General features: G+C 70.9%; 7 protein-coding genes. 4 read left to right on the forward strand and 3 right to left on the reverse strand.

The window, feature by feature from the left end; genetic code table 11:
* Positions 1 to 158 precede the first annotated feature (158 nt).
* Positions 159 to 977: a universal stress protein gene (locus ACFU5F_RS06875; RefSeq protein ID WP_383882985.1), complete on the reverse strand. Its 819-nt coding sequence runs from the start codon at positions 975 to 977 to the stop codon at positions 159 to 161.
* Positions 978 to 1,230: 253 nt separating this feature from the next.
* Between ACFU5F_RS06875 and ACFU5F_RS06880 the strand changes: the two genes are divergently transcribed.
* The 3 genes from ACFU5F_RS06880 to ppdK all read left to right on the forward strand — a co-directional run bounded on the left by ACFU5F_RS06880 (position 1,231) and on the right by ppdK (position 6,242).
* A complete protein-coding gene (locus ACFU5F_RS06880) occupies positions 1,231 to 2,106 on the forward strand; it encodes a universal stress protein (protein WP_383882987.1) in 876 nt (291 codons plus the stop codon).
* A 601-nt stretch (positions 2,107 to 2,707) separates the two neighbouring features.
* Complete coding sequence (locus ACFU5F_RS06885; protein WP_383882990.1) at positions 2,708 to 3,379, forward strand: CBS domain-containing protein; 672 nt, start codon at positions 2,708 to 2,710, stop codon at positions 3,377 to 3,379.
* A gap of 178 nt (positions 3,380 to 3,557) precedes the next feature.
* Complete coding sequence (gene ppdK / locus ACFU5F_RS06890; RefSeq protein WP_383882993.1) at positions 3,558 to 6,242, forward strand: pyruvate, phosphate dikinase; 2,685 nt, start codon at positions 3,558 to 3,560, stop codon at positions 6,240 to 6,242.
* Between the two features lie 575 nt (positions 6,243 to 6,817).
* Here the strand turns inward: ppdK and ACFU5F_RS06895 are convergent.
* A complete protein-coding gene (locus ACFU5F_RS06895) occupies positions 6,818 to 9,199 on the reverse strand; it encodes a phosphoketolase (RefSeq protein WP_383882995.1) in 2,382 nt (793 codons plus the stop codon).
* 196 nt (positions 9,200 to 9,395) lie between these two features.
* A complete protein-coding gene (locus ACFU5F_RS06900) occupies positions 9,396 to 10,277 on the reverse strand; it encodes a universal stress protein (RefSeq protein WP_383883135.1) in 882 nt (293 codons plus the stop codon).
* Between the two features lie 266 nt (positions 10,278 to 10,543).
* On the opposite strand from ACFU5F_RS06900, the gene ACFU5F_RS06905 reads away from it, so the two are divergent.
* Positions 10,544 to 11,416 carry a universal stress protein gene (locus ACFU5F_RS06905; RefSeq protein ID WP_383882998.1) on the forward strand — a complete coding sequence of 291 codons (873 nt, stop codon included), beginning with the start codon at positions 10,544 to 10,546 and terminating at the stop codon, positions 11,414 to 11,416.
* Positions 11,417 to 11,533 lie beyond the last annotated feature (117 nt).

Below are 11,533 nucleotides of genomic sequence, written 5' to 3' on the forward strand. Positions count from 1 at the left end.
TCCGTCTGAGGGGGGGCGCGCAATGAAGGTCAGGCAGTGCGGCCCCGCCACCAGGGTGGGAAAGGGCCTGCGTCGGCGCTGGTCACGACGTGGTCGGGCACAGTTCTCACCGGCCTCTCGACCGAAGTAACACTGAGCCCCGTCCGGGCCCTACCTGGTCATATCTGCGGAACGACCGCGATCGGACACGGCGCGTGATGCAGCACCGCATGGTTGACCAGGCCCAGCTGCAGACCGACGTGCCCATGTCGTCTGCGGGCTCCGACGACGAGCAGATCGGCAGCGGACGCGGCATTCAGGAGCGCCCGCCGTGCCGGGCCCTCGACCACCTCGCTGCTCACCGGCACGTCCGGATACCGCTGTTCCGGGCCACGCAAGGCGTCGGCGAGCACCTGGGCAGGCGGGCGACCGAGGGCTTGGAGAGCGTAGCCGGACAGTCCCGGAGGCCCAGGGTTCCCTACCGGGACACTCCAGGCGTGCACCGCCAGGAGCCGACAGCGCCGCACCTGGGCCTCGCGGGACGCGAAGTCCACGGCCGTACCGCTGCCCTCCCCGTCCTCGACTCCGACAACGACGCACCCGAACCGGCCGTGCCGGTGCTCCACACCGCCGCGCACGACGACGACCGGGCAGTCGGCACGGGCCGCCACAGCCAGGCTGACCGAGCCGAGGAGCATCCCGGCGAGACCTCCGAGCCCTCTGGACCCGAGTACCAGAGCGAGGGCGTTGCGTCCTGCGCCGACCAGCGCGGACGCCGCGTCCTCGGACAGCACCTCACTCGACAGTCGTACCCCAGGAGCACTCTTGCCGGCTCGCTCCGAGGCTGTGGCGACCAGGTCAGACGCGTCATGGCCCGCTGCGGCCGCGTGCAGGAGACGGAGCGGCACCTCGTGCCGGGCTGCCTCGTCCGCAGCCCAGTCCACCGCCTCAAGGCTCGCCTCGGACCCGTCGATGCCGACCACCAGGGGAACCGCCATTGCTTCCGCCTCCTCATGCCGGACTTCACGTCCGTCCGTTCGCCGCCGTTCCGGGGCCGCATGCGCCGCGAGGAGATCTGGGGTACTCCTCAAGGGAGAAGCGCCGTGGTCAACGCGTCGGCACAGATGCTCATGCGCTGCGCCGACTACGTACCACAGGCAGCCCGCACGGCCCTCACCGAAACCGCAGCAGTCCGGACAGCGGCCACACTCACCGTCCTGTCCAGCTTCGTACGAGACGGAGGCAGTCGCCATGGAACGAGTCCTCACCGTGGGCCTCGACGGCTCACCCGAGAGCCTCGCCGCTGCCCACTGGGCCGCCGACGAAGCCCAGCGGCGCAAACTCACCCTGCGCCTGCTGCACGCGTGGCCGCTACTGGCGCCGGAACCGACCGCCGTCCCCTCGGAAATCGACCAGAACTACTGGGCGAAGCGGCTCGTGCACAACGCCCGGACAGAACTCCAGGCACACCACCCGGGCCTCACCGTCGTGGGCAACCTGGTCGCCGACGACGCGCAGGACGCACTGATCCAAGCGGCGTCCGAGTCGGAGATGCTCGTGCTCGGCTCGCGCGGCCTGACTCCTGTGGAGAGCTACTTCCTCGGTGACATCAGCATGTCCGTCGTGGCGAGCGCCGAGGGGCCCGTGGTCCTCGTCCGCGCCGACAAACGTGCAGAAGGCCCCTCGGCGCCTGAGTCAGGTGCGGCAGGCGCAGTGGTGGTGGGGCTGAAGCTGCACGGCCCGTGCGACGACCTGCTCGAATTCGCCTTCACCACCGCAGCAGCTCGGGGCGTGCCCCTCCGCGCCGTTCACGGCCGCGCCATCCCGATCCACGCGTACGCCCCTTGGGGCCTGGACCACACCGTGACCCGGGAGATCATCCAGGACGCGCAGAAGCACCTGAGGCAGGCCCTCCGCCCCTGGTGCGAGAAGTTCCCGGGCTTGGCCGTGACGGACGACATCCGCCTCGACAGCCCCGCCAGGGTCGTCGTAGCAGCCGCCGAGCGCGCCGAACTCCTGATCGTGGGCCGACGCAGCCACCACGCCCCGGCACCACGACTGGGCTCCGTGGCCCAGGCCGCCGTCCACCACGCGCGCTGCCCAGTGGCCGTCATCCCTCATGAGTGAGCCGAGCCGATACAGGAAGCCGGTGGTGTCGGACCCACTCGGCGTCACGGACGCACTGCTGCCGTCCGCCGTCGGGGCAATCGCTACGCGGGACCTGCGGCAACCCGGCGGCGACGCCACCTGCACGGGTCCAACTCTCGCCGGCTGCGCACCGGGCGGGAGCCACCGCGAGCACCCGACATTCCCGTAGCCGCTGACACCGGTAACCCGGTCCTGCTCGGTAGTGTGCTCTTGGGTGAGCCCGCGTGGCAGGAGTGGCCGGGACCGTGACGACGGGCAGACGAGATCGCCGGTTCTCGCCCCCTGCGCGGCCAGCGCCCGCGCCTGCGCCCGCGCCTGCGCAACAGCCGAACGACCCCGCTGTCGAGACCTCTGGCAACGCCGAGCGCCAGGTGTCAGCCGTGGGGGCTCTCTGCCGTTACGCCGTCAACGGCGATGACGACGCCGGTGATCGAGTCGGCCCCTTGAAGCGCCGGGCCGCAAGCACGAGCCGGTGCCGCTCGGCGGAGGCAACTCCCGGAACGCGTGAAATGCAGGCGCTCTCCAAGGGGCGGACAGTGGAGAGTGAACCTGTGCCGCGAGGACGTGAGGAGGGAGCGAAATGCTGCATCGACTGGTCGGAGACCTCATGACCACGGCTGTGGTGAGTGTGCGGCGTGACATGGGCTTCAAGGACATCGTCCAGAACCTCACGGAGCACGACATCACCGCGGTACCCGTCGTCGATGATCAAGGCCGCCCGATCGGCGTGGTGTCGGAGGCCGACCTGCTACGCAGACAGGAAAGCCAGGCGGATCCGGGCGGACACCTGAGCGCCGCGCACCTCTTGCCGGCGGAGAGCGCCAAGGCGCACGCGCTGACCGCCGGGGAGCTGATGACGAGCCCCGCCGTCACGGCGCGGCCGCAGTGGTCGGTCGTGGAAGCGGCCCGTGCCATGGCCCGCCACCACGTCAAACGGCTGCCCGTCGTGGACGACCTCGGCCTGCTGGTGGGCATCGTCAGCCGCGATGACCTGCTGCACGTCTTCCTGCGGCGAGACATCGCCATCCAGGAGGAGATCACCACGGATGTCATGACCCGGAGCCTCGGCCTGCGACCCGGCGAGGTCAGCGTCCGGGTCGCCGACGGACGGGTGACACTCGACGGCACCGTGCCACAGGAAAGCCTCATCCCCATCGCGGTACGCCTGTCCGAAAGCGTCGACGGTGTCGTCGACGTTACACATCATCTCCGCGCCGGCAGCGAGACCACAGCCGGTGCACCGGGGCGGTGAACCCCATCCGCCGTGGACGAGGTGCGGCCACCGCCCTCCGGAGGAACACGGGCATCGGCTCTGCGGGGCGGGAGGCGCCGGGTCTGTCCACCATGGATACCCCCGATGTCCCGGTCGAGCTTGGCGTCGAGGTCCCGGTGCCCGGTCGGCCCGAAGCCCGACGGAGGAGCCCGGCGTCATGGTCCGTTACGTGTACGACTTCGCAGAAGGCGGCCGCGACCAGGCCGACCTGCTCGGTGGCAAGGGCGCGAACCTGGCCGAGATGACCCGGATGGGCCTGCCGGTCCCGCCAGGCTTCACCGTGACCACCGACGCCTGCCGGGCCTTCCTGGCCACCGGCAGCGAGCCGGACGGTCTGGGCCGTGAGATCTCCGCGCACCTGGCCGCTCTGGAGCAGGCCGCAGGACGACGGCTGGGGCAGCCCGACGACCCGCTGCTGCTGTCCGTCCGCTCCGGGGCACGGTTCTCCATGCCTGGCATGATGGAGACGATCCTCGACATCGGCCTTGACGACGGCTCCGTCCTCGGCCTGGCGAAGGTGTCCGGGAACGAACGCTTCGCCTGGGATTCCTACCGTCGGCTCGTGCAGATGTTCGGCACCACGGTGATGGGTGTCGACGGCTCCCTGTTCGAGAACGCCCTGGCCGACCTCAAACGGGCCCGGGGCGCGGCGAACGACCTGGGCCTGGACGCGGCAGACCTGGCCGGGCTCGTCGGAACGTACAGGACTCTGATCCGCCGGGAGACCGGCGAGGACTTCCCGCAGTCCCCGGACGAACAGCTGCGCCGGGCCGTCCTCGCCGTCTTCGAGTCCTGGAACGGCGAGCGCGCCCGGCTCTACCGCCGACGCGAGCACATCGCCGACGACCTGGGCACCGCGGTCAATGTGCAGACCATGGTCTTCGGCAATCTCGGGTCCGGCTCCGGCAGCGGCGTCGCCTTCACCCGCGACCCGGCCACGGGGCGGCCCGGCCTGTACGGCGACTACCTGGCGAACGCGCAGGGCGAGGACGTCGTCTCCGGCATCCGCAACACCGTCGCACTGACCGCCCTGGGGGAGCTGGATCCCGTCTCCTACGAGCAACTCCGCGGCCACTTGCAGACGTTGGAGACCCACTATCGGGACCTGTGCGACATCGAGTTCACCATCGAGCGCGGCCGGCTGTGGATGCTGCAGACCCGGGTGGGCAAGCGCACCGCCGAGGCCGCGTTCGCCATCGCCGCCGAGCTGGCCGACGAGAACCTGATCACCGCCGACGAGGGCCTGGCCCGCGTCAGCGGGGACGGCCTCGCCCGTCTGATGTTCCCCCGCTTCGACACCGCGGCCGTCGGCGAGGCGCTCGCGCACGGCCTGCCTGCCTCGCCCGGCGCGGCCGTGGGCGCTGCGGTGTTCGACTCGGCCGAGGCCGTCCGCCGGGCCGCCGCGGGCGAGAAGGTCGTCCTCGTACGTCAGGAGACCACCCCTGACGATCTGCCCGGCATGATCGCCGCACAGGCGGTTCTGACCAGCCGCGGCGGCAAGACCAGCCACGCGGCCGTGGTCGCCCGCGGCATGGGCACGGTGTGCGTGTGCGGCGCCGAGGCACTCACCGTGGACACCGCGGCGCGGCGCTTCACCGTGGGCGACACCATCGTGGAGGAGGGCACGGTCGTCTCCGTCGACGGCTCGGAGGGCGTTGTGTACCTGGGCGCCGCTCCACTCGTCGACTCCGCGGTGATGCGCTACTTCGAGACGGGTGAGCGGTCCGCCGGACTGGTGGATGCCGTGGCCCGCGCCATGGAACGGGCCGACGGCGCCCGGCGGCTGGAGGTACGGGCCAATGCCGACACCCCCGAGGATGCCGCCCGCGCCCGGCGGTTCGGCGCACAGGGCGTCGGGCTGTGCCGCACCGAGCACATGTTCCTCGGCGAGCGCCGCAAGCTGGTCGAGGCGATGATCCTGGCCCGCGACGAGACCGAGCGGGAGGGGGCACTGAGCGCGCTGCTGCCGCTCCAGAGAAAGGACTTCACCGGCATCCTGGAGGCGATGGACGGCCTGCCGGTCACTATCCGGCTCATCGACCCTCCCCTGCACGAATTCCTGCCCGACCGCACCGACCTCGCCGTGCGCATCGCCACCACCGAGGCACACGGCTCTGTGCCTGACCCGCACGACACCGAGCTGCTCGAAGCCGTCAAGCGGATGCACGAGGAGAACCCGATGCTCGGTCTGCGCGGTGTCCGCCTGGGCCTGGTCGTGCCGGGACTGGTCGCCATGCAGGTGCGGGCCGTCGCCGAGGCGGTCGTGGAACGCACGAGGGCCGGGGGCTCCCCCGAGGCGGAGATCATGGTGCCGCTGGTCGGCACCGTCGAGGAACTGCGCATCGAGCGCGAGGAAGTGGAACGAGTCCTCGCCGAGGTCTCCATCAAGTCCGGCGTCCTCGTGCACTGCCCGGTCGGCACCATGATCGAGCTGCCCCGGGCCGCGCTGACCGCCGGCCGGATCGCCGAGGAGGCGGAGTTCTTCTCCTTCGGCACCAACGACCTCACCCAGACCACCTGGGGCTTCTCCCGCGACGACGTCGAGGCGGCCTTCTTCTCCACCTACCTCGACAAGGGGATCTTCGCCACCTCCCCCTTCGAGACCCTGGACCTCGACGGAGTGGGCCGACTGGTCCGGATCGCGGTCGACGAGGGCCGCGCCGCACGCCCCGACCTGAAGATCGGCGTCTGCGGCGAGCACGGCGGCGATCCCGAATCCGTCCACTTCTTCCACGCCGCGGGACTGGACTACGTCTCCTGCTCGCCGTTCCGCGTCCCCGTCGCACGGCTGGAGGCCGGACGGGCCGCGCTTCCCGAGACGGGAACGAGTGACAGCAGGTGACAAGCAAGGAGGTGGTCGGCATGGCCCGCATCGTCGGTGAAGTGATGACCTGTGACGTCGTCGAGGCGCGCCGGTAGAGCCGTTCATGGACGTCGTGCGGCTGCTGGACCGGCCTCGGAACAGCGGGCTGCCCGTCGTGGACGACGACAAGCTCGTCGAAGTGGTCTGCGAGACCGACCTGATCCGCCGCGAGGCGGCCCGGTCCCCAGACGCCCGGGCACGACGGTTGCGGATCCCCGCACCGAACCGGTCCGCCCGTCGCGCCACCACCGCCGCGCACGTCGGCACGGCGGGGGAACTCATGACGCCTGGCGTATGCCCTTCCTGCTCCGCCCGGCGGATAGCTGACCGGCGCCGCGGCCCGTGCGGGCCAGTACGTGAGCGTCGGGCGGGATGTCCCGCTCGGAGGCCGAGGCGTCGAGCGGTCCGCTGCTGACGAACCGCACGGGCCCCGATCGACCTCCTGGGTGCCTTCCTCGGCACGGTGGAGGGCGGCGCGCAGGTAGCTGCGGCGATGCCGTCGGTGCCCCCGCGTACGGTCATGGCGGTGAGCTCCTTTCGGGGGTGAGGGGCGGTCAGGCGTTCCAGGTCCAGTCGGCGACCTCGGGCAGGTCGGTGCCGTGCTCGCGGATCCAGGCGTGGTGGCGGGTGCGGGCGTCGGCCATCCGCTGGCGTACGGCGGCGGCGCGCACCGCGAGGCCGGGGACGCGGTCGATGACGTCCATGACCAGGCGGTAGCGGTCGAGGTCGTTGCGGACGACCATGTCGAAGGGTGTGGTCGTGGTGCCGGACTCCTTGTAGCCGCGAACGTGCAGGTTCTTGTGGCCGGTGCGGCGGTAGGCGAGGCGGTGGATCAGCCAGGGGTAGCCGTGGTAGGCGAAGATGACCGGCTTGTCGGTGGTGCACAGGCCGTCGTACTCGAAGTCGCTCATGCCGTGCGGGTGTTCCTCGCGGGGCAGCAGACGGGTCATGTCGACCACGTTCACCACGCGGACGGCAAGGTCCGGGAGGTGCCGGCGCAGCAACTGCGCGGTGGCCAGCACCTCCAAAGTGGGCACGTCTCCGGCACAGGCCAGGACGACATCGGGTTCACCGCCGTTCTCCGTGCCGGCCCACTCCCAGATCCCGGCGCCCCGGGCACAGTGCGCGCGGGCAGCGTCCATCGGCAGCAAGTCGAAGCAGGGCTGCTTGCCGGCCACGACGACATTGACGTAGTCGCGGCTGCGCAGCACGTGGTCCGCCACCGACAGCAGCGTGTTGGCGTCCGGAGGCAGGTAGACGCGCACGACCTCGGGGCTCTTGTTGAGGACGTGGTCGACGAAGCCGGGGTCCTGGTGGGAGAAGCCGTTGTGGTCCTGGCGCCACACGTGCGAGGTGAGCAGGTAGTTGAGGGAGGCGATGGGCGCACGCCACGGCAACTCCCGGGATGTCCGCAGCCACTTGATGTGCTGGTTGACCATGGAGTCGACGATGTGGACGAATGCCTCGTAGCAGGAGAACATCCCGTGTCGGCCGGTCAGTAGGTAGCCCTCCAGCCAGCCCTGGCAGGTGTGCTCCGACAGGATCTCCATCACCCGGCCGTGATGCTCCAGGTGTTCGTCGACCGGCAGGTGTTCGGCCTGCCACGCCTTTCCGCTGATGTCGAAGACGGCCTGGAGCCGGTTGGAGGCGGTCTCGTCCGGGCCGACAAGGCGGAAGTCCCGCCGTCCGCCGGTGTCCTTCATCACCCGCGCCAGAAGGTCGCCGAGGACCCGGGTCGGCTCGTGCAGGGTCGTGCCCGGCTTGTCGACAGGTACGGCGAACTCGTGGAGCGGTGCGAGGGGCAGGTCCCGGACGAGCAGGCCGCCGTTGGCGTGCGGGGTGGCACCCAGCCGCTTGGCGCCCTCGGGAATGCAAGCGAGCACGTCGGCCACGGGTCGGCCGTCGGCGCCGAAGAGCTCCTGGGGTTTGTACGAGCGCAGCCAAATTTCCAACTGGCGTAGGTGCTCGGGGTTTTCGCGGACGCCCGCCAGCGGGACCTGGTGGGCGCGCCACGTTCCCTCGACGGGCACGCCGTCCACCTCGGCGGGACCGGTCCAGCCCTTCGGAGTGCGCAGCACGATCATCGGCCAGTGCACTCGCTCGGTGACGCCGTCCTCGCGGGCGGTCTGCTGCATCACCGCGATGCGGCCCAGGGCGTCGTCCATCGCCGCCGCCATGGCCCGGTGCACCTTGACCGGGTCGTCACCGGTCACATGGACCGGCACGTGACCGTATCCCCGCAGCAGTTCGTCGAGCTCGGCCTCCGGGATCCGGGAGAGCACCGTGGGATTGGCGATCTTGTATCCGTTGAGGTGCAGGATCGGCAGGACGGCGCCGTCGTGCGCGGGGTCGAGAAACTTGTTGGAGTGCCAGGCGGCGGCCAGCGGTCCGGTCTCCGCCTCGCCGTCGCCGATCACGCAGGCGACCAGCAGGTTCGGGTTGTCGAAGGCGGCGCCGTACGCGTGCGCCAGCGAGTAGCCGAGCTCACCGCCCTCGTGGATCGAGCCGGGCGTCTCCGGTGCCACGTGACTGGGCACACCGCCGGGGAAGGAGAACTGCCGGAACAGCCGCGCCATGCCCTCCCCGTCCCGCGACACGTCCGGATAGGTCTCGCTGTAGCTGCCCTCCAGCCACGAGTTGGCCAGGATCGACGGACCACCGTGCCCCGGACCCCACACGCACAACGCGTCCAGCCCTCGGGCCTTGATCGCCCGGTTGAGATGCGTGTACACGAGGTTGAGGCCAGGCGAGGTGCCCCAGTGGCCCAGCAGCCGCGGCTTGATGTGCTCGGACCTCAGAGGCTCGGTGAGCAGCGGGTTGGACATCAGGTAGATCTGGCCCGCCGCAAGGTAGTTGGCGGCCCTCCAGTGCGCGTCCAGCGTGCGCAGCTCGTCGTCGGAAAGTACGGTGGCGTCCTGGTGTTCGGCCTTGGGCATGAGGACTCCGGATGTCATCGGGCGGTGGAGATGGCATGGCCGGCAAGAAGGCGGCGGACTTGCCACGCAAGTCGTATGAGAAGGAACTGCTGCGTCTCCGAGGAGGAGGCAGTTACGACCAAGCCGCAGTACGCGGCCGTGGCCGAAGATCCGCCGCGCACAGCTGCCTCCGGATCCGTCGCGCACCACCCGGCGGTCATGGCCGCTCCCCGGCTCGTACGACGGCGACCGGGCAGTGCGCGTGGTGCAACAGTGCCTGGCTGACCGAGCCGAGCAGCAGGCCCGTGAAGCCGCCACGGCCGCGGGCGCCGACCACGACGAGCTGCGCATCGCGGCTCGCCTCGATCAGGGACGGGCGCACACGGGAACGCACCAGGCGCCGCTCGACGACGAGCCGGGGACGACGCTCCCGCCACGGGGCCACGGTTTCGTCCAACAACCGCTGCTCCTCCTGGCGGAGCCGCTCGATGTCCACCACGGCGTTCAGCGGATCACCAGGGCCCTCGTAAGCCCGCTCGCTCCGGGTGTTCCAGGCGTGCAGCGCCAGCAGGTCCACGCCGCGAAGCAACGCCTCGGCGAAGGCGAACTCCACGGCTGCCTCGCCCGCCGGCGAGCCGTCAACCGCCAGCAGCACGGGACCACTCGGGTCGGGCCGGCCGCGCACCACCAGCACCGGACAGCGGCCGTGCGCGGTCAGATGCAGGGCGGTGGAGCCGAGCAGCAGGCTGCCGAACGCCCCGAGGCCCCGGCTGCCGACCACGACGAGCGAGGCGGTCCGCGACTCGATCTCCAGGACCATCAGCGGTTCGCCGACGTTGACCGCGCGCGTCACATCCACCTGCGGTACGGCTCTGCGGGCTCGCTCCTCAGCCTCGATCAGCGTGCCGTCCACCAACTCCCGCACCCCTGCCATCGCCGGATTCCACGGGGGTCCGCCGGGCGGCAGATGTATCGACGGCCACCCGAAGGCGTGCACCAGCCGCAGTCCCACGCCGCGCAGTCCGGCCTCACGGGCCGCGACCTCCACCGCGTCGAGGCTCGACGGCGAGCCGTCCACTCCCACGACGACCGGGTCCATCACGACACCTCCATGATTCGCCGCGGGCCCAGCCGGCCCGCCGCCGGCTGCCCCGTGTCCCTCCTGCCAGGCTCCACCAGGCTGCGCCGCCCCGCATCAAGTGGCTGCACATCGCGCAGCCATCCACCTCAGCCACCCTGCGGCACCACAAATCCGAGAACCGCTAGATCAGCCCCCACGAGGCCGTGACGTGGCGGCTGCGGACGGCTGGGGTCACGCTGGAAGGCAGCGAAAGGACGGCGGCAGGGGAGTCTGCTGGAGGTGCCATGAGCAGTGCGCACGGGCGTGAGCCGATCGTCGTGGGTGTCGACCCCGATCCCTCGAAGCGGCTGGCACTCGCCTGGGCCGCGGACGAGGCGGAACGCCGTGGCCTGCCGGTGCGGCTCGTCCACGCCCAGGGTATGCCGACGGGTGGATACCGCACGGGCGAGGCACGGCCGTCCTGGGAGGAGTGGAACCGGACGCTGCACGAAGCGGGTGCCGAGGTACTCAAGGAGGCGGTCGCCTTCGTCGAGTCCCGGCGGCCGACAGTGGACGTGTCGACGGTGCTGGCGGAAGGAGAGCCCGCGTGGGTTCTGCGGGAGGAGGCGCGGAACGCCTCGCTGGTCGTGGTGGGCTCCTGGCATCTGCGCACCCGGCGCGAAATATTCACCTCCGCCTCCGTGGCGCTGCCTGTCTCCGCCCACGCTCCCTGCCCGGTCACCGTCGTTCCGGAGCCGGAGCACACCACCCAGGAGCCCGCGTACTTCGTCGTCGGCGTGGACGGCAGTCCGCACGCGGCCGCGGCGGTGGACGTGGCGTTCGAGGAAGCGGCCCTGCGCGGAGCGAACCTCAGGGCCCTGTACGTGTGGCATCCGCCGCTCCTCGGTGTCCTGGACGAGGACGCCGCGGTGCGGGAGTGCCGCCGGGTGCTGTCCGAGACGGTCGCGGGCCGGACCGCGCGGTACCCGGGAGTGGAGCTGCACCACGAGGTCGTCCTCGGCCACCCGGTGCGGGTCCTGACGGAAGCCTCGGAACACGCGCTGGGTCTGGTTGTGGGAACCCGCGGGCACGGAGGTTTCACGGGCTTGCTGCTGGGCTCGGTGAGCCAGGGAGTGCTGCACCACGCCCACTGCCCCGTCATCACGGTCCCGGTGTGAGGCCGAACGGCGCCATCCCTTGCCCCGTACGGCCCTGGTGGTGCCGGACGGCCCGTTCCACGATGAGAGGGCGCTGCCGCTCGGGGACGGCACGCCAGCCGGAGGGCCGCCGAACTC

Origin of the sequence: Streptomyces sp. NPDC057438 (genome assembly GCF_042802995.1) — a bacterium.
In the GTDB taxonomy this organism is placed as follows: Bacteria; Actinomycetota; Actinomycetes; order Streptomycetales; family Streptomycetaceae; genus Streptomyces.

What these genes read in the sequence shown, in the direction of transcription:
- ACFU5F_RS06875 (WP_383882985.1), bottom strand. Translation starts at nt 977, where the DNA reads ATGGCGGTTCCCCTGGTGGTCGGCATCGACGGGTCCGAGGCGAGCCTT.
- ACFU5F_RS06880 (WP_383882987.1), top strand. Translation starts at nt 1,231, where the DNA reads ATGGAACGAGTCCTCACCGTGGGCCTCGACGGCTCACCCGAGAGCCTC.
- ACFU5F_RS06885 (WP_383882990.1), top strand. Translation starts at nt 2,708, where the DNA reads ATGCTGCATCGACTGGTCGGAGACCTCATGACCACGGCTGTGGTGAGT.
- ppdK (WP_383882993.1), top strand. Translation starts at nt 3,558, where the DNA reads ATGGTCCGTTACGTGTACGACTTCGCAGAAGGCGGCCGCGACCAGGCC.
- ACFU5F_RS06895 (WP_383882995.1), bottom strand. Translation starts at nt 9,199, where the DNA reads ATGCCCAAGGCCGAACACCAGGACGCCACCGTACTTTCCGACGACGAG.
- ACFU5F_RS06900 (WP_383883135.1), bottom strand. Translation starts at nt 10,277, where the DNA reads ATGGACCCGGTCGTCGTGGGAGTGGACGGCTCGCCGTCGAGCCTCGAC.
- ACFU5F_RS06905 (WP_383882998.1), top strand. Translation starts at nt 10,544, where the DNA reads ATGAGCAGTGCGCACGGGCGTGAGCCGATCGTCGTGGGTGTCGACCCC.